17 protein-coding genes are annotated in these 24,111 nt (G+C 43.4%); 6 read left to right on the top strand and 11 right to left on the bottom strand.

Annotation, left to right across the window (positions count from 1 at the left end):
* The first annotated feature begins 24 nt into the window (after positions 1–24).
* The 6 genes from PBT90_RS13630 to PBT90_RS13605 all read left to right on the top strand — a co-directional run bounded on the left by PBT90_RS13630 (position 25) and on the right by PBT90_RS13605 (position 7,147).
* A complete protein-coding gene (locus PBT90_RS13630; RefSeq protein WP_264811142.1) occupies positions 25–1,083 on the top strand; it encodes an aldose 1-epimerase family protein in 1,059 nt (352 codons plus the stop codon).
* Between the two features lie 97 nt (positions 1,084–1,180).
* Positions 1,181–2,392 carry a cupin domain-containing protein gene (locus PBT90_RS13625; RefSeq protein WP_264811141.1) on the top strand — a complete coding sequence of 404 codons (1,212 nt, stop codon included), beginning with the start codon at positions 1,181–1,183 and terminating at the stop codon, positions 2,390–2,392.
* Between the two features lie 167 nt (positions 2,393–2,559).
* A complete protein-coding gene (locus PBT90_RS13620; protein ID WP_264811140.1) occupies positions 2,560–3,588 on the top strand; it encodes a sugar phosphate isomerase/epimerase family protein in 1,029 nt (342 codons plus the stop codon).
* A gap of 114 nt (positions 3,589–3,702) precedes the next feature.
* The gene (locus tag PBT90_RS13615) at positions 3,703–4,869 is read left to right on the top strand and encodes a Gfo/Idh/MocA family protein (protein ID WP_264811139.1); all 1,167 of its coding nucleotides are present in this window, start codon (positions 3,703–3,705) and stop codon (positions 4,867–4,869) included.
* Between the two features lie 497 nt (positions 4,870–5,366).
* A complete protein-coding gene (locus PBT90_RS13610) occupies positions 5,367–6,386 on the top strand; it encodes a proline iminopeptidase-family hydrolase (protein ID WP_264811138.1) in 1,020 nt (339 codons plus the stop codon).
* Between the two features lie 224 nt (positions 6,387–6,610).
* On the top strand, positions 6,611–7,147 hold the full coding sequence (locus PBT90_RS13605) for a pyridoxamine 5'-phosphate oxidase family protein (protein WP_264811137.1): 537 nt from the start codon (positions 6,611–6,613) through the stop codon (positions 7,145–7,147).
* A 51-nt stretch (positions 7,148–7,198) separates the two neighbouring features.
* Here the strand turns inward: PBT90_RS13605 and PBT90_RS13600 are convergent, their stop codons facing one another.
* From PBT90_RS13600 to PBT90_RS13550, 11 genes are all read right to left on the bottom strand, one after another.
* Entirely contained in the window at positions 7,199–7,795 is a 597-nt protein-coding gene (locus PBT90_RS13600; protein WP_264811136.1) for an outer membrane beta-barrel protein, read from the bottom strand.
* 111 nt (positions 7,796–7,906) lie between these two features.
* The gene (locus PBT90_RS13595; RefSeq protein WP_264811135.1) at positions 7,907–9,010 is read right to left on the bottom strand and encodes an acyltransferase family protein; all 1,104 of its coding nucleotides are present in this window, start codon (positions 9,008–9,010) and stop codon (positions 7,907–7,909) included.
* On the bottom strand, positions 9,007–9,714 hold the full coding sequence (locus tag PBT90_RS13590; RefSeq protein WP_264811134.1) for a class I SAM-dependent methyltransferase: 708 nt from the start codon (positions 9,712–9,714) through the stop codon (positions 9,007–9,009). Before PBT90_RS13590 ends, PBT90_RS13595 begins: the two co-directional genes overlap by 4 nt.
* Before the next feature lie 32 nt (positions 9,715–9,746).
* The gene (locus PBT90_RS13585; RefSeq protein WP_320055355.1) at positions 9,747–10,238 is read right to left on the bottom strand and encodes a VOC family protein; all 492 of its coding nucleotides are present in this window, start codon (positions 10,236–10,238) and stop codon (positions 9,747–9,749) included.
* A gap of 10 nt (positions 10,239–10,248) precedes the next feature.
* The gene (locus PBT90_RS13580; RefSeq protein WP_264811133.1) at positions 10,249–10,707 is read right to left on the bottom strand and encodes a DinB family protein; all 459 of its coding nucleotides are present in this window, start codon (positions 10,705–10,707) and stop codon (positions 10,249–10,251) included.
* 137 nt (positions 10,708–10,844) lie between these two features.
* Entirely contained in the window at positions 10,845–13,133 is a 2,289-nt protein-coding gene (gene tamL, locus PBT90_RS13575; protein ID WP_264811132.1) for a translocation and assembly module lipoprotein TamL, read from the bottom strand.
* Complete coding sequence (locus PBT90_RS13570; RefSeq protein ID WP_270129731.1) at positions 13,123–18,186, bottom strand: translocation/assembly module TamB domain-containing protein; 5,064 nt, start codon at positions 18,184–18,186, stop codon at positions 13,123–13,125. Before PBT90_RS13570 ends, tamL begins: the two co-directional genes overlap by 11 nt.
* Before the next feature lie 172 nt (positions 18,187–18,358).
* The gene (locus PBT90_RS13565; protein WP_264811130.1) at positions 18,359–19,726 is read right to left on the bottom strand and encodes a purple acid phosphatase family protein; all 1,368 of its coding nucleotides are present in this window, start codon (positions 19,724–19,726) and stop codon (positions 18,359–18,361) included.
* A gap of 188 nt (positions 19,727–19,914) precedes the next feature.
* Positions 19,915–21,438: a ferritin-like domain-containing protein gene (locus PBT90_RS13560; protein WP_264811129.1), complete on the bottom strand. Its 1,524-nt coding sequence runs from the start codon at positions 21,436–21,438 to the stop codon at positions 19,915–19,917.
* A 10-nt stretch (positions 21,439–21,448) separates the two neighbouring features.
* Positions 21,449–23,128, bottom strand: coding sequence for a hypothetical protein (locus PBT90_RS13555; protein ID WP_270129730.1), 1,680 nt, complete (start codon positions 23,126–23,128; stop codon positions 21,449–21,451).
* Positions 23,129–23,318: 190 nt separating this feature from the next.
* On the bottom strand, positions 23,319–23,918 hold the full coding sequence (locus tag PBT90_RS13550) for a hypothetical protein (RefSeq protein WP_264811127.1): 600 nt from the start codon (positions 23,916–23,918) through the stop codon (positions 23,319–23,321).
* Positions 23,919–24,111: the final 193 nt, after the last annotated feature.

The raw sequence follows: 24,111 nt of genomic DNA, 5'->3' as shown, positions 1-24,111 counted from the left end.
ACAATCTAGTCTTACAACCCAAGAATGAACCTATCCGATCCATCCAATTGGAAACATAAATTATCCAATTTCCGCCAACTCGGGGGAATAGAAACTTCCATCCTTGACAACGGCGCAGGTCGTGGCACTCGCATCGCTTGGATTAACACCGGAGCGGGTCTTCGATATAAAGTTGTATTAGACAGAGGGATGGATATTCTGGATGCATTTCACAATGAGCATAGTTTGTCCTGGATAAGCAACGCTGGGCATATTGCCTCCCAACCTTTTTCCAACCAAGGAATAGATTGGTTGCGCACCTTCGGTGGAGGTCTTTTGACTACCTGTGGTATTTCTTCTATGGGGCCTCCCAATGAGGATGAAACTGGAAGTCGAGGTTTGCATGGGAATTACAGCAATACTCCTGCAGAATTGCTTTCCATCAAACAACCTGATATTTATTCCGGAGATCTGAGTTTTGAAATCGTGGGTGTCATTCGTGAGACGACGACTTTCGGACCAAGTTTGGAGCTAAAGAGAACTATTTCTGGCACCATCGGATCTGCTGAAATCAACATCAAAGACGAGGTTGTCAATCGCGGAAATTCCCCTGCGCCTCATATGGTACTTTATCATATCAATTGCGGTTGGCCACTGATCAACCAGGACACCAGAATAGTGTGGCGAGGAGAAGTGCAAAAAAGAGATTCAGATCATTTGCTTTCTGACTTTAATAAGGAACACAACTTCACAAAATGTTCGGCTCCCCTTGATGAGCATGCAGCTTTCGGTGAGGATGTAGCTTTTATTGATCCAGGAACCGATGAAAATGACCAGGTCACTTGTGGTTTTATGAATGATGGGTTGGAGTTAGGGCTTAGTATTTCATTTTCCAAAAAGCAACTGCCCTGGCTGATCAACTGGCAGCATTGGGGGAAAAATGAATATGTGACCGCTCTTGAACCCGCTACTAATCCTCCAATCGGCCAAGCAGCTGCAAGGAAAGATGGTACTTTGATTATGCTGAAACCTGGAGAAAGTACGACCTATGAAATTAAGCTAGAAGTACTAAAAGGAGCTAAAGTGAAGGAATTTAAAATTTAAAATGATAACAATTAAAAATTGATCTGGATTTAAGAGTTTTCTAATACTTCAATCATTCAATTTTCCAATCAATATCAAATCTCAAATTAATAAACCCATGAGTTTAGCCAAAAAAGCCCTGGAACAGGGAGAAGGAATTTTAAGATTAACCCCGACTTGGGTGCCTCGCTCATTCTGTGTGCCGGGACGAAGAATCAAATTGCATCCAGACGATTACTATAGTTTAGGCGGTAATCGAGGTGGAATCGACGAGCGCTGGTTTTCTTCCACCACTCCTGCGGAGAACGGCCCGCTGACCAGTAAGAATGAAGGTCTAAGCCATGTCGCTTTTGAAAGTGGCGGCAAGACCGAGTTGTTCCTTTTGAAGGATGCAATTGATGAATTGGGAGGAGAGATCATCGGTGGCCGACTTTGGGACAAATACAAGTCCTGGCCTATGTATTCCAAGTTTTTTGATAACATGGGACCCTTGCCGCATCACATCCACCCTAGTGATGAATTTGGTAAATTGACAGGTCAAAACGGAAAGCCTGAGGCCTATTATTTTCCTCCTCAAGTCAATAATCATGGAGGTGATTTTCCATACACTTTCTTTGGAATCGCACCAGGAACATCCAAAGAAACTATTTTGGAATGTCTGAAGAATTTCAATAAAGGGGACAATAAAATCACCAATTATTCTCAGGCATTTAAGCTTCAGCCCGGTACGGGTTGGAATGTGCCTCCGGGTATGCTTCATGCTCCGGGCAGTTTGTGTACCTATGAGCCACAAAAGGCTTCGGATATTTTTGCCATGTACCAGTCACTGGTGAACGAGGCGATTATTCCGGATGAGCTGCTTTGGAATGCTACGCCAAAAGACCGCTGGGGCGACTATGACTTGCTGGTAGAAATGATTGATTGGGAGCTGAACGTAAATCCAAACATTATGGACAACCATTACATGGAGCCAATTCCAGTAGAAAATAGAACAGAAATGAATGCCAAAGGTTATGACGACAAATGGATTTGCTATCGTTCCCATGACTACAGTGCCAAAGAGTTGACAATTTTCCCTGGTCAAACGGTAACTATCACTGATGCTGCGGCATACGGCATGATCATGATGCAGGGCTATGGCAAAATGAATGATTGGGACATAGAAACACCTGCTTTGATCCGTTTTGGACAGCTGACACATGATGAGTATTTTGTCTCTGAGAAAGCTGCGCAAGCAGGTGTGAAAATCACCAATCACTCCAAAACTGATCCTATCGTAATGCTGAAACACTTTGGACCGGATAATCCGGATTTGGAAGTGAAGGAATGAATTCGGATTTACGATTTACGATCTTCAATCTAGTGTTAACTTTCAAGATAAAATGTAAGTGCTTGGCGGTTTCAATCAAAGAAAATAATGTAGAATGATGAATTTTGAATAATGAAGTTAGATCACCTGTACTTCAATCTTTTAACTAACTAAAAACCCACTTAACAATGAGTCAAAATAATTTCCCAAAACTACATAATGCTACCTGGCCGGGGATCGTCGGGAAAGGGGCAGATTCTGAACCTGTAATTCCATTTGATTCCCTGCTGGCAATGACCGCAGCGGCGGAAGTTGATGGGGTGAAATTTGATGGAGTAGATCTAGGCTTGCTGGAGCCGCATTTCAAACTAGATGATCCAGACGAAACGAAAATACTAGCAGAGAAACTTCAAAAACATAACCTGGTAGCCGGTTCCTTAGTAGCGCCGATATGGGCGGGATCTGCGATGGGAACAGCCGATCAGCGCAAGACTTTTGTTGAAATGGTGCGCAAAGCCTGTGAATTTGGTAAAGAGCTTAGAAACCATGGCGTACGCCCTTACGGTGTGATCAGGATAGATTCGGCAGCTGGAGTAGAAGACTGGGCAAAAGACCCAAAAGGAAACACCAAAATCATTGCAGAAACTTTTCGTGAGGCATGTGATGTGGCGGCAGGGTATGGAGAAAAGTTAGCAACAGAAGGAGAGATTTGCTGGGGAGCGATGCACAGCTGGAAATACATGGTGGAGCTTCTGGAAATGGTGGATAAGCCAAATATTGGTTTCCAGGCGGACATGTCTCATACCTTCCTGTACACCATGGGATACAATGCACCGGAGCATAGAATTCTGGCGCCAGATGCAGACCTAAAAGACAGAGAAGCCGTGAAAGCAGCCTTGAAAACAGTGACCGATGCACTTCGACCATGGACGATTGACTTTCACGTCGCACAAAATGATGGTTCGGTTTTCGGTTCAGGATCTCACGATAAGACCGGAAGACACTGCCAGGCTACTGATCCAAATGGCGTGTTGGATATCGCACATGATGCCGGATACTGGCTGCGCGATGAGAATGGTGAGTTGACCAAAGCTTTCCAGCACATTTGCTGGGATGGATGCATGTTCCCAAATTCAGTCATGAATGACCAGCAAACCTGGAATGACATTCTTGCAGCGCTGGTGAAGGTGAGGAATGCACATGGATGGATGGGATGATCGTCACTGCGAGCGTAGGAACGAGCGAAGCAGTCTGTTAGTTGAGATTGCTTCGCCCTTTTTGGGCTCGCAATGACGCCAGTAATCAATCTTTCAATTTTAAAATTTCCAATTATGAGTAATAAAAAGCAAATAAGAATAGGTCTCATCGGTACCGGACTGATGGGCCGAATCCATACTAACGGTTATAAAAGACTGTCAGACTTTTTTCCAGAATACGAATACGTTCCAGTGCTTCAAGCTTGCTGCTCCAGGCGAAAGGAAAAAGCGCAGGCTTTTGCGGATCAATGGGGGTACAAATCTGTCGAAACTGACTGGAGAGAGCTCCTGAAGCGGGATGATATCGATGCAGTAGATATCTGTACGCCAAATGATACGCATGCGGAAATTGCAATCGCAGCCGCTGAAGCCGGAAAAATGATTCTCTGCGAAAAGCCATTGGCAAGAACGGTGGAAGAAGCCAAAGGAATGGTGGAAGCGGTAGAAAAGGCAGGAGTAAAAAATACGGTTTGGTACAATTACCGTAGGGTGCCTGCGGTGACTTTGGCCAAGAAAATCGTAGCCTCAGGTAAGCTGGGTAAGATTTTCCATTACCGCGCTAATTTCCTTCAGGACTGGACGATCAGCCCTGATTTGCCTCAGGGAGGAGATGCCCTTTGGAGATTGGATGCTGATGCTGCGGGATCTGGGGTGACTGGTGATTTGCTGGCGCACTGTGTAGATACGGCCATGTGGATCAACGGTGGCATCAAGGATGTCTCTGCCATGACGGAGACTTTCATCAAAGAGCGGGTGCATCAGGGCACAGGTGAAAAGAAGGAAGTGACTATAGATGATGCCTGTGTGTTCCATTGCCATTTTGATAACGGTTCTCTGGGCTTATTCGAGGCGACTCGCTATGCCAGAGGACACAAGGCACTTTATACATTTGAGATCAATGGTGAGCATGCCTCCATCCGTTGGGATCTGCATGATTTGACCAGGCTGGAATATTTTGACCATGATGATGAAGGTGAGGTGCGTGGCTGGAGATCTATCCATGTGACAGATGGAGACCATCCTTATATGGACCGCTGGTGGATTCCCGGGACTTCCATTGGTTACGAACATTCATTCATACACCAAGTGGCAGATTTCTTCCATAGCTTAGAAACCGGAGAAGCTTGTCATCCAACCTTCCGCGATGCATTTGAGACGCAGAAAGTTTGTGAAGCAGTTCTGGATTCTGCCAAGTCCAGAGCCTGGAAGGATACGGGAGTGGATTGGATAGAGAAAGTCTGAAAAGCTGAAGTGTAAAATCATAAGTATAAAAGAATCCAGGTCGCAAGGCTTGGATTTTTTTCTGAAAGCCTTTTTTGTGAACCACAATGGACACAGAGTGTGACACAGAGGGCACTGACTTTTTTTTAATAAGTCAGGTTTTACATTAAAACAATTGGTCGGCAGTTAGGAGATTTTTCTACCACAAAGTAACCAAGGTAGCAAAGTGGAAAGTCTTCATGTTTCCTCAACCTAACTTAATCCTCATGCAGTAACTTTGTGGACTTTTGTTCCTTTATGGTAAAAATGTGTGGAGACACTCATTTGGGCGAGAAAAAGTTTGAAAGGCTGAAGTATAGAATCAGAAGTCTAAAAAACCCAAGTCGAGAGGCTTGGATTTTTTGATTAACTCTGGGCTAAGAAATATTTGTCTCTAAAAGGGATGGATACCGACCATCTTCTTGGTTGAATCTATGGTTTCTTTCTGGTAGATTAACAACTCATAAAACACATCCTTCATGAAAATCCTAGGGTTTCTAATTCCTTTGGCAGCAATTTTCTTTTTCTCCTGTCAACCATCTAATCAAACTGAATCAGCCGAATCAACATCAACGCTAGATGCAATTGAGGAAGGTGTCAAAATGATACCTGTCAAAACTCCGAGCGGAGAATTTCAGGTTTTTACACAGCGAGTAGGAGACAATCCTTCCATCAAAGTTTTGCTCCTACATGGCGGTCCAGGGATGACCCATCAGCAATATGCCAACTTCAAGGATTACCTTCCTCAGGAAGGAATTGAGTTTATCTGGTATGATCAGTTGGGATCAGCTCATTCGGATCAGCCTAGCGATTCTACGCTCTGGACGATTGAGCGTTTTGTCAGTGAGGTGGAGCAAGTGCGAGTTGCTCTGGGTCTGAATAAGGATAATTTTTACCTCTACGGACAGTCATGGGGAGGAATGCTAGGAATTGAATATGCGCTGGCTCATCAGGAAAATCTCAAAGGATTGATTATTTCCAATATGATGGCAAGCCTGGATGACTATGAAAAATACGCCAAGGAAGTGCTAGGTCCGCAAATGCCAAGCGAGGTTTTTGAGGAATTGATGGAAATCGAGAAGAATAATGACTTCGAAAATCCACGGTACATGGAATTGCTTGGTGAGCATCATTATCCCTATCATGTACTCAGGAAGCCTGCTGATGAATGGCCAGCTGAAATAAACAAAATGATGGGAGAAGTGAATCCAGAGGTTTATGTTTATATGCAGGGCTATAGTGAATTCGGGATCACCCCAGGTGCCTCACTTGCAGGTTGGGATAGAAAGTCGGATTTACAAAAAATCACGGTTCCCACTTTAGTCATTGCGGGCACACATGATACCATGGATCCTGCACATTTGGAGTGGATGTCCGAGCAGTTACCAAATGGTCAATTTTTACTTTGTCCCAATGGGAGTCACCTCAGCCAATACGATGACCCTGAGCATTTCTTTCCTGGTTTGATTTCTTTTTTGAAGGAAGTGGATAAAAAGTAGCAAACATTTCCCCGAAACCGGAACGGTTTTTTACCACAGAGTTTCAAAATTATCATTTAGGAATAGTATGGCTTTGGTAAAATACTGCCTAAACTATAATTGAGGTGGTTTTTTGGTAGTCGTCTGTATTTAGTGCTATCTACAGGCTGATCGGCAATGCCTTTGTACTAAACTAGGAGAGCCTAGCCATAGGTGATCATTTGAACTACTAAACCAACTATACCATGAACTCAATTAACGAAAACCAAGAAGAACACAATCGCGAAGATCTGATGGGGTCAGAAGCTGTGGAGAAAATCAGGGGACTGATCGATAAATCCGGTTCTTGTTTCTTTGTGACTTCTACCAGCCTAAATAACTCCCATAAATCCAGGCCTATGTCTGTTCAGAAAACAGATGATGCCGGAAATATTTGGTTTCTGAGTGCCAAGGACAGCATGAAAAACATGGAGATCGCTGCTGATACGGATGTTACCCTCTATTTTCAAGGCTCATCTTACTCCGACTTTTTGGAGCTTAATGGACATGCGGTGATCAGCGATGACCGAGCCAAAATCGAAGAACTTTGGGACCCTACCGTCAAGGCTTGGTTTACTGAAGGAAAAGATGATCCTAGAATCTCGGTAATTCAATTTATTCCTGACAGTGGGTATTACTGGGACAATAAGCATGGAAATGCAGTGGCTGGGATCAAGGTATTGATCAGCGCTATTTCAGGAAAAACCATGGATGATTCCATTGAAGGAACTTTGAAAGTGTAGTTGGGGCACTTTGAAGTTCTGAGGTGATCCGGATTATGGATCACCTTTTTTTTAATTTTTCCTATTGAAATAGTAGTTGACTCCCAAGCCTAGCTCCCCAAGGCTGGCTTTAAATTGATCAGAGTCGTAATATGGGTTTTGCTGAGAATTTTTCTCGTAGGATATTTGACCAAAACCTCCTTCAATTCCCCAGTTTTTATGAGGGATAAAAGTTAATGCAGGACTTATACTTATGATAAGTTGACTTGTTTTCGTGTCTGAATCCTCATTCTTGATTCTGCTTCCAGCACCTGCTTTACCGTTTAAGCTAAGCAGGAATTTATCAGAAAGTGGAAAATATTTACGTACAAGTAAGCCATAAATCTGAGAAACAGATTTTTCTGTTTCAAAAAGATTGGTAATTACATTGATCGTTGGATTCTTTTGAGAATAGACTTGTCCCAATACATTTACCGAAACTGTAGGAGAAACAAATACCCCAATAGTGGGACTTAAGGACAGGTAGCTGGAAGCGGGGTAGTCTCCGTCAGTAATATTTTGAGTTTGTGAGGAATATGACATGCTCCCGCCTACTACTACAGTTCCTTTGGAGAATTGGGCCGAAGCGGTGTAAGGTATCAGGAAGAGGATTAAGCCTAAATATTTCATTGGATGAGTAAGGTAGTTGAATTGCGCGCAAATATAGGGATTTATTTGGCTCATCCACACCAAGTCCCCCTAGCGATTTTTATTGTCCACTTTTACCTCCTGAGTGAACTATCAGATCTTAAAGAAGACCTTCTTTTTATAAAGGAAATAGCATAAATACCACATCGCAGTCCAAGTCAGTAGGGCAGTAATGATCTGAATGAAATGCGCTCCAATGCCAATAGGGCTGAGCACCCCAGCACTGAAAATCTCCACAAAACCGAAGAGCCAGCGATGTCCGAGAATTTCTGCAAAGAGATAGATGAAAATGGAATTCATCCCGACGACGATTATCGGAAAAACCCAGGACTGACTTTTGCGCACATCCACTAACCAATAGAAAAACGCAAGCGCTAAAATCGCCCAGCCACCGGATGCAAAGGTGAATGAGCTAGTGGCAATGCGCTTGACGATCGGGGTGATTCCCGACAGATCTAAACCATATCCAATAGCTAAAGCAAGTATTCCGGCTAGGATTAAGGTTTTGATTTTGGCAGAATCAGCTTTGGTAGAAAGCAGCAAATTTCCGCAAATGGCTCCCCAAATGGTGTGCGCAGCCGTTGGGATACAATTAATCGCTACCCAGCCTCCATTATTGATCTGACCCATCAGGATCTGATCCATGTAATTCCCGAAGTTCGTTCCATGCTCATAAGGTACCTCCGGATTATAAAGTCTGTAGATGATTTCAGTCAAGGCAAGTAAACCTAGCGAGACGCCTAACTGTACCTTCCAGGATTGTCTGATCAAAAGGAAAGTCACCAGAATGGTAAAGGAAAGTTGGGTTAAAACATTCCACAGTTCAAAGACTAACTTTCCGGAGTACACACAGTGAAGGCCCGTTCCAAACAGGAATAGTAGCAGACATCGCTTTAAGATATGTTGTGTTACCTTCTTTCGATCTCCCGAGTTTGCCATTCTTTTGTTCAGGGAGAATGGCATAGCCACACCCACTATGAACATGAAAAAGGGTTGGATCAAATCCCAAAACCTCAAGCCATGCCAGGGGTGGTGGGTAAATTGGGTGAAAAAAGCATGCGCTGCACTGCCTTCTCCGCTGGCTTCTAAAAATGCTTCATAAATCCAGGCTGCTTCGGCCACCAAAAGACACATGGTCAGTCCCCGGTACACATCCAGGGAAACTAGTCGGTTTGGTATGGGATTCGGGTTTGTCATTTTATTCCTCCAAATGCCCCGAAGCACATGTTTTTATGTAGAATTTCTACCTTGCTGAAGCCGACTTTTTTCATCAAGTCCAATTGATAATTCATCGATCTAGGGGAGTCCTCCTTTGCTACGTAAGCCAGAACTTTCTCACGATATTCTTTTCCTCCAATCCCTTCCAGGTAATCTCCATAACGCTCCCAGGTATAGGCATTGAGCAAATCGGTGTCCTGCGTGATCAGGTCAGATATCATCAGACATCCTCCCGGTTTCAGTAGGGAATAGAGCTTCGCAAAAGTGCTTTCCCAGTCCTCATCATCTCTCAAATGATGCAAAACCGCCCCTGCCAAAATAATATCAAAAGACGCTGTAGGAAGTAACACTTCCCGAATGTCACTTTGAAAAATGGAAACATTTCCGCTAGTCTCGGCAGAAACACGTTCCATTGCTTTTTCCAGCATTTTGCCGCTGAGATCTACTAAAGCGCAGTCCAGATTCGGGACTTTGCGCAGCATCATCAGGGAATAGTTTCCGGCTCCGCAACCTATATCTAGAATGGACTTCGCATGGGGTACAATTCTTTTAGCTGCTTCTGTGATCAGCTCCAAGGAGATTTTGGCATCTATGGTGGCCACCTGTCCGGTGTCTAGATTTGAAAAACGCTCCACGTCTTTGTCAAACCGTTCCCGGATTTCTGCTGTACTCGATTTGTTCATTAGGTTTGGGTTATTGTAAAAATGGGCAAAAATTACCTGTGCTGATCTACTAAGATCATGTTTCCGTCAGGGTCTTTTAGCATAAAACTAGCTGGCCCTTCTGAGTCTTTATCAGCCGGGTTTATGATTTCTAAGTTTTGGGATTGCAGGTGTTGCTGGATTTTTCGGATGTCATCGAACTGTGGGGTCTCTTGGGCGTTCTCGTCCCATCCAGGGTTAAAGGTCAGGATATTTCCCTCAAACATTCCCTGGAATAGCCCGATCAATGAATTCTCATTTTTCATAATTAGATACTTGCTTTCCATCGCTCCACCAAATACTTCAAAGCCCAATGCCTCATAGAAAGCTTTTGATTCTTCCAGGTTTTGGACGTTTAGACTGACTGAAAATGCTCCAAGTTTCATGTTTTCTACTGGTTTAAGTTCTAGTTGAGATGTATCCTCGGGGATAAAAAAAGAATGTACAAAAAAGCCCAGACTAAAGGAAGCTGAAAGGGCAATGGCGAGGAAGTAAAGCCTGTTCATATGGAAAATATTATTTGATAAACTTCAACAGACTGACCATGGTGCCCAGATGCAGTGCTTCATGATAGTTGTTAAAAGTGATGGCCTCTGCCGCACTGGAGAGATGGAATCCCTTGGAAGTCGTATAGGGGGTGTAATGGTCCAGTTTTCCAGATCCAAAGTCGGCTTTAGTTTCTGCTATGGTTTTGATCAATAGTTCTTTGAAAAGCTCCACAGTTTCTTCAGGTTCCGGGATTTCTGGTTTGGTTCCGGGCTTGTATTTTTGAAAGAGATCATCTGAAATCTTCAAAGGAACATGTGCCAATCCATATACCAAGCGCTGTTGGACTGCGATGACATGTCCTATGTTCCAGAGTAGGTTGTTGTTGAAGCCTTTGGGAACTTTGTTGAGCTCCTCCAGTGAGTTGTGAATGAGAAATTTCAGGTAAATGTTGCGGTTATTTTCCCAGATGTGAAAGTCGTTATTCATGGTTTTATCAGCTTTTTAGGGTGATTAAGGGCGAGTTGAGGAGTATTTTCTTAATATACTGAGATTACGAAAGATTGCCTGAGGAATCCCTGAAAAACACGCTTGTGCTTTTTTGAAAGCTTTCCTTTGATGCAGTTTTAGAACGGATACCCGATGGCAAAATTGAAAATCAGATTGTCTCGACGCCAGGTTTTGCTGCCTATATCAAAGTTGTTTGCCCAGCGCTCACCTTCCTCCAAATAGGGATACCTGAGCGGTGTGGCAAAGTCAAAGCGGATTACAAAGAATTGTATGTCCACCCGCAGTCCTATACCGGTCCCTATGGCGAGCTCCTTGTACCAGTTTTTGGTGAATTTTCCTCCTGGCAATGCCTCGTTTTCATTCATCAGCCAGATGTTTCCCGCATCCATAAATAATGCGCCTTTCAGAAATGAAACAATGGGAAATCTGTATTCGATATTCCCTTCAAACCTGATGTCACCTGATTGGTCAAAGAATGAACTGTTATCGAACCCTTCTGGTCTGTAGGTACCCGGTCCTATGGAGCGGATCCGGAATGCCCGCACGCTATTGGGACCACCGGAAAAATACTGCTTTACATAAGGGAGTGACACTGAATTGCCAAATGGAAAACCGGCGCCCATGTAGAGCCGGGTGGCTATGGTGTGCTGCTCATTGGGCCGAAAATAATACCTGAAATCCAAGTCTGCCTTGGCGTACTGCGCGTACTCCAGCCCGAGAAATTCCCCATTGTCTGACCCGGAAATCGAATTGATCAAGTTAAGGGTGTTTCCTGCCAGGTCTATGGTGGTACCGGCGAATATCGCGTGCTTTCTGTATTTGTCCTGGAGCTTATTGTAGTGAAAGGTGTAGTTAATTCCCGCTATGAAATTTTGCTCAAAGCTTCGTCTCAGAAAGGGATTGGCGTCCAGAATCTCTTCAAATTCAGGAGAGGTTCGAGTCAGGTTCACCACATTCAGGCTGATCGGATTTATCTCATGATAGACGAAGGGATTGGGGTTCCAGAAGTAACCATAGTTTGCCGAAAATGAATTGAGCCTGTATAGTCCACCTCTGCTGAGGTATTCCAGGCCGAGTCCTATTTTGGTTTTAGGCACTGCGTAGCTGAATTTTTCCCGGATTGGAACAAAGAAAATCACTCTAGGGAAAATCAAATCCCCATTCAGACCTACCTCGAAAGACTCCAGACCGGAACGATCACCTCCGGCTACTTGAAACTCATAACCAAACCTAGTGGTAAGGTTGAAGGTTTCCCCTCCTTGAAAAAGATTCCTGTTTCTATAGGTCAAATTCAATGCAGGCCCGGCAAAGTTATTTGATTTGGAAACCCCTAGAAGCTCTGCCCGCACTGATCGCTTAGTCATAGGGGATAGGTAAATATCGGTTTTCAAATGCCCCTGAGTCCCGCTGCTATCCTGCTCTTCATAGCGAACGTTCACAAACTTGTAAGTCCCAATGGAACTGAGGCGATTGCTGGTCAGTCGAGACTTCTGCGGACTGTAGAGTTGGTCTTTCTCTAAAAGAATATATTCATTCAGTAGGGTAGGGCGGAATACCTCATTTCCCTGAATGAAATTCTTTTCGGCGATTACTGTAGTATCTAGTTTTTCTCCATCTTCATTGATGGAGTAATTGGGATAAACATTGATTTCATCGATTTGATAGGGGATGATTCCATTTGCAGGTACATTTTGTTTCAGTCTCAGGTAGAGGTTGAATTTCCGCAGGGAATCAGATAGGTTGGTGTCTGCTTCGAAAATCAAGAAGTCATTGTTGAAATTGAAATATCCTTTTTCCTTCAGCGCGGAATCGAGTCTATTCCGCTCTTGGTTAAGTGTATTCAAATCAAACCTACTGTTTTCTTTAATCAGTGTCTCTTCTAGCAAGCCGGCGATTTCATGCTCGATCTGCAATGAATCTCTTTCTAGTTTAAACTCAGATAGGGTATAGGGTTCACCAAATTCTGCCACATATTGGACTTTGGCGGACTGGTCACTGCGAATCACCTCGGAGCTGGATGTGCTGTAGAAAAAGCCTCTGTTCTCCAGTCTGTTGATGAGCAATTCTTCGGTTCTGCCCGGGTCGACTTGACTGAAATAGACAGGTTCCTGCCCGATTTTCTTGTTCAAAAAACGATTGATAAAGCCCGGGTTTTCTTGGGTGCCTTTATAATGAGCCCAAAGGCCTAGATACATGCCGAGAATCTTGCTGTTTGGCGCAGGTCTGAGCAGTCCTTCCAGTTCTTCTTCTATTGCTTCTAGATCCTCCACCTCAGCCTCAGTTTTCAATTCCAGGTCTGCTCCGGTATAGAGAAATTCATCTTCAGGAATGTACTTCTTAACGCTGCAGCTTACAGCAACAGAAAGCACAAAAGCTATAAAAATGGTATGTAGCTTAATCTTCATTTTCTTCCTGATTTTTAGTTGCCTTTGCTTTTCTTCTCTCTTCTTTTTCCTGTTTCTTCTGCTCTTTTTTACTTTCCTTACTTTCTTTTAGCTCATCTATGGGGTTGCTTTGATCTGAGGTGTCTGCTGGCTTCCACAGGTTTCTGAAGTAATTGAATTCCCGATTGAAGATTAATCCTCCGCCAGTGACAATCAGTTGACCGTCGATGATACTTTCGAACTGGTTTTTACGGAAGGCACGAATTCTCCACCTTCCGTCCTCGGTGAGCATGTATTCAAAACTGATGTTTGCCAAGATGGAGTTTGCGGTATTCTGCTCACTTGCCGGGGCGCCCTCCAGGTCCACTTGACTACCGACCTGCACCACCAGTCTGTCATTGAAGAGTCGCTGCTGGGCGTTGATGTTCAGTTCGGTTCTGTTTTGAGGGCCGTCTCCCTGGTAGCCCTGATAGCTGTCCACATCAAATCCCACAGATAGCCCGGTATCACCGAAAAGTTTACTGGAAAGTGCGTTTAATTGATCGGAAAGAATCTGGCTCACACTGTTTCTAGCTATGGCTTCAGCACCTCCGGATGCACCGTCACTTCCTGTGGATGGGAAAAAACGATTTAGGACCAACAGGGAGAAAACCTGCTTGTTGAGTTCGTCCTGTTGTTCATTGATCTGCATCACTCTAGAGTACACATTGCCCCCAAAGGCTCCTCTTTCATTTTCCGGCATGTCCAGGGTAAATGAGATTTCAGGGCGAAGTAGCTCCCCATCTACATTGAGATAGACGATGAAATCAAGTTTTTGATTGTATTGGGCTCTTGATTCATCGCTGGTGCCTGAGAGCTGTGAAGACATCAACTCCGCCGGAGAAGCATCTACTCGATAGACTGCCTGAAGATCCATAGTGGCATCCATGGGGTCACCGTTCCAGGTGATTCTGCCTCCATTTGCGAGCTCAAATCTCCTGCTTACGAGATTGTAAAGTGACATTTCGTAATGCCCATCATTTACCTCATAGGAACCACTCAGCGTGATCCTACCATTAGGGTCTATATCTAAGGAAAGATTAGAATCACCGGAAATGGCCAAATTGTCTCCAGAGGCTTCATCTATTACAATCGTAAATACCGCTCCGGGATCTGTGCTCAGAATAGCTGAAATGTCATATCCAGAAAAAACGTCCGTAGTTTCCTCTAATTGTCGGGTCAATATATCGTCCGGATTAGCTTTATTAACAAAGACCACCACCCCTTGTCGCTCTACCAAGTCAGCCTGAGATTCCGGGATGATCACAGTGAGGTCAGTATTTTCTTTGACGTTGAGTTTGGCATTTACTATAGGAAGGGTAAGGTCTCCCTGGATACTGACATCTGCATCTATGGTGCCTCTGCCGTAAAACAAATCGGCATCCTCATCGGTGGAATTGATCACCATGAAGTTATCCGCAGTCATTTGCAGGTCAAAAGAAGGATTGATATAGCTTTCCGTGAAAACAGTACCATCTACTATAAATGTATTTCCTTCTTCGTCCCGTACCGTGAAATCGTCCAGGTATATACCGGCGTTATCCAAGGCTATCTCTTCGCTGGAAAGTAGGTATTTGGTGCTGAGCTGAGCTGGGATAAAGGATGCTTCCTGGAACTTGAGCGTGCCTTTGTATTGCGGGTCATTTGTGGTTCCTTTGGCATTGATCGTCCCAGATAGATAACCGCTGGCATCCCGGATTTGATCCCCGGATAAAGCTCCGATTTTATCCATTTCGAATCGGTTTAGCTCTATTTGCAGGTCGAATTCGCCGCCAGTATCCTTGGCTACATAACTGCCATCCAGATCCAGTTCCACTCCGTCATCTCTTAGCTGTAGCTTTAGAATATAATCCCCTAGGTTTTTTGCGGTAGCTTCCAAACTCAAATTACCCAGCGGTACTGCCAAGACTTTCAGGCTGTCCACTTTCAGATCACCCATAATACCTGTGGCGCCGAATGGGTTCTCGACCACTAGCCTTCCGTCCATTCTACCTCCGGCTACCACCTCCTCAGGGTTGAGTAAACTGGTAAAAGTAGAAAGCCGAAAGTTTTCGAAAAGCATGGCAATGTTTTCATCGGTGAAGCCTTCTACATTATTTGCAAATGAAATTTCCTGATTGCCATTGCCAAAGGTGAAATCTTTGAATTCCAGACTTTCTCCAGAATATTTCACGAAGTTATTTTCTGGAATGGTCCACTGCTGTCCTTTTAAAATCAGGTCTATGGAAGAGACATGATAGCTGAGTGTATCTCCATCCAGACCTATGTCAGAGGACAGGTGGTAGTTTCTCTCTGCTCCTTCGTAAGAATGAAAATCAAAGTAAAGTCTTGAATCTGCCAGTTGCCCGGTCAAGAAAGTCTCGTCCATATTCACTGGCCCTGATGTCAATTGCGCAAATCCAAAATAGAGTCTAAAAATGTTCTCATTGGAGCGGATCCTTAATCCCAGACTATCCACTTCTGTACCGGCATAGTTCACATAAGGAAATTCTATAGTAGCCGTGAGCGAATCGATCTCCTGGAAATAGTCTGCTTGAATTTTGGCACTGTCAAACTGTTCAAGACCTTGGAGCAAAACCTCGCTGAGCAAAGGATCGCTGGATACCTTTAGGTCCATATTCATGACAATATCTCCATCTCCGATTTGTGATGCAGAATCCAGTTTATCCAGGTAATGACTGAAATGAGCAGTCAACGCTGCTGTGAGATCGCTTGGATTGGTATTGGTCCGGACAAATCCATTGATCACCTTGCTGGCAATGTCCAGACTGGTAGAATCCTCACGTACACTGGCCTCAGCAGTGATATTTCCCAATGGGTAATTTTTGCCATCATACAGGATGGTCCCTTCATGAAGTAAAGTCTTAAGATCAAATTCTGTGAAGTTGCCCTCAAAATCTGCATCCAATTTTAACCTGGCGCGAGAGCTGTTTGCCGTGAGGCCGAGGGCATAAAAATCCGCTCCTTCCAAATCAAGATTGAGATTGATGATAGAGTTGATTGAATCCAGGTCTAGTTGGGCCAGCATTTTGAAATCCAGAAATTCAGAGTCCAAACCTGCCTCTAAATCTCCCGCTCCATCTACCAGTTTACCTTTCAGCTTCAAACCTGAATAATCAGATCCATACAGGCGAAGTCGCTCAAAAGTGGAGGAGAGTTCTGCGTTCAGGTTATTCAGATCCGAGCCAGAACCTTTAGCGATGATTTCAAAAGTTAAAGTATCGAGTTCAGGTTGCTTGAGAAGGTTGCCAAGCTGAAGTTGGTTGACTTTTAGATCTGCGTCGAAGGCTAGTTGTCCATCGTTTTGGTAGGTGCCAGCTAACAGGATATTACCCATATCGGTCTGTAAATCCAGGTCAGCGAGGAGTTCATCCAGCATTCCACTAGCATTTGCTTGCAGGTCTATTTGTTCAGGAAACTTTACCCCGTAATCCTCTTCTTTTGCGAATTTCAGTAGGGTTTCTCGATTAGTGAGCAAGTTGATTTCCGGAAAGTTAAAAGAAAGTAGGTCAACGTCCATCGGGTTTTTTACCATTCCATTTGCAGAGAAATCACTTTCACCCCAATGGAGGTTTAAACTTGGAATATCAATGTCTTTCAAATCTCCGCGGGCAATCAGATCCAGCAAAATAGGATCCTTGGCCAGTTCTCTGATCAACGTGTCCTGTGCTAATGTGGGATCGAAGAAGTAGCTGTCACGCACATCTAATTTGGATTCATGGACTTCCAAGTCAAACTTCAGGCTTTCGTAATCATCTATCAGTGCTTGAATAGAAGGGTATTCTAATTGGATTTCGGCAACCAGCGTACTTCTGTTAGTGGCGAGTAGTAAGTTGTCCAACTCAGCGGAGTCATTGCCTGCTTCCAGCTCAAATTGAAATTCTTTCAACGCAAATCCGCTGCCTTCCTGGAAATTGAATTCCTGCAGACTTGCTCCCACTTCTTCATCTTTCAGAAACAAATCTTCAGCATCAAATCTCAGGTTGGAGATAACAAATGCTTCAGGATTAAAGCTGCCTTTTTGCACAGCTACATCTGCTGATTTGTATTCGATGTTTGTGGAGTCTATATCAATTTTCTCAGCTTCAACGATCCAATCTGGCCAGGCGAATGGAGCTGATTCGGATGTGCTTTCTGAACTTTCAACTGGAGTATCTGTGGAAAAGTCATGGAAAAGAATCGAAGATTTATTCAAGGCAATAGTGGTAAGCTCAATGCTCTGTGTCCGCAGGTCTGCTTTTCGAAGTTCAACCAATAAATTCCCAATCTGAACCTCCGCTTTCTGTTGATCAGGTTCACTGACATAGTCCGCAGATACATTGCTGAGCGTAAGTTCATCCACGTTCACGATGGGCATTGGAGTCTCTTCTGTAGATTCTTCAGCAGGAGGAAAGGGCTTGGTTTGATGGTATTTGATTTTAGTGTTCTTCAGAGCTACCTCTTTGATGTCAAATTCATATTCCTCCAAATCCAATCCCGGAATAGTGAGGTCCAATTCACCCAGTAAAATGGACGCGTCTATCCCCATGACTTCATCCAAATAAGTGATGTCAAAATCGCGAAGTGAGATGGGAGAAAGTTTGATTGTCATAGGATCGGAAGCGGTAGTATCTGCTGCTACAGTTTGTGTAGAATCCGCAGCTTGGGAAGCGAATGCCTCAATCAAAAAGTCAAAGTTGAATTGCTCAGTTTCTGCGCTTCTGCTCACGCGGGCTACCAAGCCTTCCCAATCTAGCTTGGTGACAGAGATATTTCCAGTGGTCAGTAGTGGGCCAAAAGCCACTCCCGCTTCCAGGTTTTTTGAGTAAACCAAGGTGTCTCCTTTGGTGTCTTCCAGGTATAATTCTTCCAGATAAATATTTCCCGAAAAAGTGATGAAAAGGCGCTCTATGGATACTTCAGTGCCTGTTTTGTCAGAAACGTAGGAGGTCGCTTTGTCCACAATTATCCCCTGACCCCAAGGGCTGCGGATAAATAGAATCAAGGCACCTACGATTACCAAAATTACGGCTATCGTAATACCCAGAATCTTCAAAAATTTACCGAAAAAGCGTTTAATGGGATTGAGCGTTTAAATAATATAAGTAAATGTACTTTTCACTAAGGTAATTATGTGGCAATAAATAAGCCAGATTACCTATTTCTACATTTACTTTCAATCCAATTAAACTATACTTTGTTGAGTTTCCAGAGGCCTTGAACGCTTATCAATTGCCATTTTTGTAGGTACGCATGTATTCAGCCATTTCTTCAGGAGTCATTTTCCTTTCCGAACCTGGAGTGAGTTCGATTGCCTCCTGGATAGCTTTATCAGCGCGATCTATGAATTCCTTTGGCTTTCCTTCTTCTTTTATCAAGTCAAATGCATCGTATAAATCACCTGTGGCGGTGTAGGCACCATAGCGAAGCTGGTTGCCTTCGATAGAAATAATTTGGTACAACTGGGTGTTGGAGGCCGCGCGATCCATCCACTTGTCAAAAGTCAGGTTGTACATTTTAGGCCCACTGACGGAAACCACATATACTGGGCCCTGTGCCTCAGGGTCTTGATTAGCTACCCCAGAAGGAAGGTTTCTTCCTCGGCCATAGGAATGGTCGTGGCCCTGAAGTACGAGGTCAACTTTGTACTTATCAAAAATCGGTTTGAATGCCTCACGGAACTCCTTGTTGTCACGGCCTGTGCCTGAGGAATAAATCGGATGGTGAAACGTGATGATGGTCCATTTCTGTGTGTTTTCAGCAAGGACTTTTTCCAGCCAGACTTTTTGAGTTTCCATGGAAACCTCATTTTGTACGATTTCCTGAGAGTTCAGAGAGATCACTCTCAAATCCGAATAGTCTAGGTAATAAACGGACTCTGAAAACTCACTAGGGCCATTTTCTGGCAGTGTGAATTGCTTTTTCCAATGATAATCCAAAACCAAGGTGCCGTCTTCTTCACTGTCATATTCATGGTTGCCTGGGGTGCTGATACTTGGGATCATGCCGTTGATAAAAGAACCGGCATGGTTCCATTCGCCCCACTCAGAGTCCGATTGCGTTCTGTTGATCAGGTCTCCTGCATGAAGCATGAAAGCTGCTTTTGGCAAATTTGAATAGGCCTGACGGATGATTCTAGACCATTGGGATTTTAGGTTGTTTTGCGCATCTCCGAAGTAAACAAAGGAGAAAGGAGTGCCTTTTTCCGGTGCGGTGGTGAATTGAAACCATTCCGACCAAGTACCTTCATTACCAACTCTATAGGCATAAGTGGTCGCGGGTTCTAAATTTCGAAATGTCACTGAGTGGTAATTTGCCTGCACGCTGTCCACATCCAGCCACTCAGTATCCGCGTCAAAAGTCTCCACGCTATCCAAATAAATAGGTGTGTTCGGTGCCAGGATAAATTGGGCTTTCGAGCTTTTTACCTCAGCAGCTGTTCTCCAGGTCACGGATTGAGTGGTCATGGGGTCATCAGACCAGGTCAAAATAATCCTGTCAGGGAATTCTGTAGGGAGAAATTTCTGGGCGAAAAGAGGAAAGGATGAGACTACTAAAAATAGAAATGTAAATATGAACTTAGGTGCAGTATTCATTAAGCCAGGGTTTTAATAAAATAAGATTGTAAAGAAGGGAATAAATGTGAGGTTCTAGCGATTAGATGCATTAAGTAATTTTTAAATCTGATTTAATTGTAAGTCACCATTTATATCCCTCTCAGACAAAAGACACCTTCAATAAGCAAGTATTGAGGTGTCTCTTAAATCTGTAGGTTTAAGATGGACTAGTTGGTATAAGTCATGTTTTCCCGGATGACAAAGGAGTTATTGTCAGGATCTCTGAAGAAAAAAAAGCGATCTACATATCCTTGATCTGAAGTATTGGATACTATAATTTGACCATCCTGTGAATCAATTTTGATTTTTTCCTTCTGGAAAATCTTAAGGGCAGTCTCAATATCCTCCACGATAAAACTTGGTACTGTGCCATTTTGAGGAGCCGGGTCAAAAGGCTGGCTAATGTCCTTATAAAGCCCAAGTGTCACTATATTTTGACCTCCTTTTGATAGATTTAGTTGCACATAGGATTCGTTGCCGAAATTCCCTCCAGCATTGATTCTGTACCTTTCATCTTCAGTGAATCCCAGAAGGTTTACATAGAAATCCTTGGATTTTTCCATGTTGCTTACCGAAATCTTTGTCACTAGGGAGTTTGCTTTGAAAAACGCCTTTTCCATAAAAGGATTTCCTTCTTTAGGAACTTCCTCATTGGCTACGAACTCAAAGCTGGGGCCGGCTACATACCCTGGGCAATTTGGATATGGGGATGCTAGTAATTTGCCTGCATAAAGTCTGAGCGAAAACATCAGGCCCATTGCATCATCCATTTTTTCAGGTTGACCATTGAAGGCTAAATGCAAACAGTTCAATAAACTGGTGTAAGTAAAGTTGAACAATTTGCTGTATTGATAGGCGAGGGAATTGACAGGGAAATCAGCCATTTTGGGATTGGCTTTCATATTTGGAACAGACGTAGGATCAAATGCCACTGGAGATCCAGAGTAGGAGTATCCTCCTGAGCTATCACGGACCAGGGATTTTCCTTTGACTATTTCCTGAAACCGATAGTAATGCGCTGGCTCTTCAACAGCGGAGTCGTCTGGATTTACAAAAGGATCTGTGCCTGTGCCTTCGCCTTGATCCACTATGATGGTTATGGAGTTCAGCGCATCATCCAATCCTTTGATCGGATATAGTAGCTTTTCAGGGAAAAACTTCGGGTAAATAAGTTGTTTGTCTGGGGCACCAGTAAAGATGGTTTGACCTGATTTCTCGGCTTCTTTTTCAAAAAAGATGAGTTTCTCACTTATTTTATGATAAAACTGCCCAATGGTCATTGAGCCTTCTGCTCCGCTCAATGCATTGATATGAATAGGTTTTTCAGGTTCTTCTATGGACATGAAGACATTGCTGACCAACTCAACGGAGAATTTTTCCAAAGGAACAATTAGACCTGTATCTACACCTCCGGGAAGTGGACCAGGATACTTAGGGATGAATTCCGGTTGATTTAGAATTGGACTTCCTCCTATCGCGTTGAGCAGGTTGCAGGCAATAGATAAATGAAGCATTTCCTCACCGACTACCGAGCTGATCACATTTGAAATAGCATCGTTGCCAGTGTTGCTCAGAGTGAAATTTGCGGTTAGATATGGAGGAATAGTAGAGTGTTCTAGCTCAATAGCTGTCTGTATAGCAGCACGTAGTTCTTCTATGGTATTGATGGAAAATTGCTTAAGAAAAATCATGATTTGGGGGTTATAATTTTTTAAAAGTGACTGAGTCGTTTGGGGCAGCTTGATTCAAGACTGAGTTCAGGTAGTTTAGAATCATAGCAGACTTATCGCGTGAAAGATCTCTGGTAGCTGGCATGTAATTGGGATCAGTTTTATCCTTGCTAAAGACGAACTTTAAAATCTCGGCATTGGCATCTACAACTTCTTTATCAGCCAGATTAAATATTCCCTTCGACATCAGAGGGTAAAGGTTGGCATACTGTTGCATTATAGGCTGAATGTCATCCCAGGTAGGGTTGGCTATCTTATCTTCGGGTACTTTGTCAAATACCAGGATACTGATGAAATTTGAGGGATTGCAGTTTGAAAAAAGATCTGTGGAGAGATTATAAGCGATACCATAAACCTGACCATCAATATATCCACGTGGATTGCCAGGATCGCTAGCAGTGATGGTCACTTTTGCTTTTCCAGCGTCATCCAGCGTTACTCTTTCAGGGAAAGACAGCGCTGATTCAGGCCATCCAACCTGAGGAGGAGTGGGGCCAAACTGGCTAGCATTGAGTTGCAGTTCTATGGTTCTGTTGCCTAGCGGTTTTCCTAGCGAAGTGGCATAGAACTCTACTTCACAGGATTCGCCTGGGTTGAGGTAAAACACAAACTTATCTGCGCATACATATTCTACACTCTCCTCCAAGAGCACGTTATTATTTTGATCTAAGATGATCAAGGGGTTGTTCTCTACAAGCTCCAGTTTATCGGCTAAAGGGAAACTCATAATTCCTGATTTCACAGAATACCAGCCTGGATCTTGGAAATCAATTACGCCGATTTCAATTGTCTTATTGTTGTCAGAACTGTCAAGTACCGCCAGGGATAAATTGGAATTGTTCAATAAGTTCCCATCGGGGTTTACAGGAAAAGAATTAGCAAGGTCCAATACAATTGCACTTTGTTCCAGATCTACGATGGCATTTGCGTAATTTACCTTGCTGGTTTGCGGGAAAAGTGGCCTTCCAATGGTGAAAAAGCTGGGTTCACTATATTGAGGTGCTATTGATCCCGTAATTCTGCCAATGGTAAACTGTGGAGAAGTATGATCCATGTCATAGAGATCCACAGTAAACTGGATAGAAAGTTGATACCTTCCTAGTAGATAAAGTTCTTTGAGAAAGCGTGAATCTGAATTGTCAATATCCCAATGAATGTTTTTTAGGACAGATTGATAGATGGCTGCTGCTGTGGTGTCACCACTGAGAGCCGGAGCTCTACTCATCCAGATATTGGTGAATGAAGCCACCTCATAATCCGCCTTTAGGATTTCTTTTTCGCCAGAAACCAGACGTACGACTAATCCCCACAGTGCGGAGACCATTTGTTGCTGAGTATCCAGATCGACGATTTTACCTGCCACTTTTGTGCCTGAATCCATGATGGACATGCTCAAAACAGGATCATCGGCTTCATTGGTGGTGGATGTACCATCACGATAGGTTACACTTTTTACCTCACAATTCAGAAATCGCCAGTTGCCAGTTCCTTCTGGGTTCCACCAGCCGTTGGCATTTTTGCCTTCTTGCATTTTTTGAAAACTCGGCTTGAAGGTTTCATTGTTGAAATGGGTAGGATCATTGTTGACTGTGGATGGGTCTGCCTGAAACAGTCCCGAAAAAGTCAAGCGGGGAGAATTTAAATAAGACATGAAATAAATGGTTAAAAGTATTCACTAAAAAGAAAGCTATAAGGTATCGGTTTTATGCTGGAATAGCTAATTGAAATACCTGTTTGATGTAATTAAATAGCTATTTATTAACTACTTACGTTTTTATGAGTAGAAAAAGTAAATTGGTGGGTTTCAAAGTTTTTTAGAATAAATTTAACAGGCAAAGAATTTATTTTTGATCTAAAATCGAATGCATTCTATTCACCTTGAAGCTTAGACCGGAAAGTAACAATCCCATCAAAACCACTCCGCAGGCTGCTGGCCAATTCCAATAAGAAACCTGTATGGCGAAAAACTGCAATGCAAGTCCAGCAAGCCATACCAAATGCCCATTTCTAGTCCTGATTTTTCTGGGTTTTATATCAAATCTACTTTTACCCTCATCGATTAGTGGCCTGAAAAAATCCCGGTATTGCCAAAGTAGGATCAAATCAAGTAAAAGCAGGAAGCCAAGCACAAATGGAGTTCCTTTCCATTGCAATGAGATGGTCACCATCAGGATATTGCCAATTAGCGGAAGCATCATGATGCTGCCAAGAAGCTTATAGCGTGTGGTGACCAGCATGTAGCCAATGGTGATCTGACTGAGCGCAATGAATTTTCCATAAAGTCCAAGTCCGTAAGGTTCGAGTTCTTCGATCAACCAAACTGGCCCTATCCATCCAAAAAACTGATGCTCGTAGAAGAGCTTTGCCATGCCGGAGCCCCAGAAGGTGAAGCCCAAAAAAATCGAGATGGCTTGGATGCTTAAGTAGGGAATGCGTTTCATCAGCAAAGAAGTTGTTTAGCTAAAATACCCAAATCTCCTGTAAATCGGGTTGCCAGAGATGCAAAAAGTAAAGGATCAAATCTGTCCAAGGTTTTGATGATAGTCGTGTGGGAAAGGGTATAGATATTCAATCAACATTTTTATTAGATTAATTCTAAATAATGCTTGTTTAGAATTGATCTAAGTAATAGGT

The organism is Algoriphagus sp. TR-M9, assembly GCF_027594545.1.
Classification (GTDB): domain Bacteria; phylum Bacteroidota; class Bacteroidia; order Cytophagales; family Cyclobacteriaceae; genus Algoriphagus; species Algoriphagus halophytocola.
Note: the sequence above shows the minus strand (reverse complement) of the source record. Positions and strands in the feature narration are given on the sequence as shown.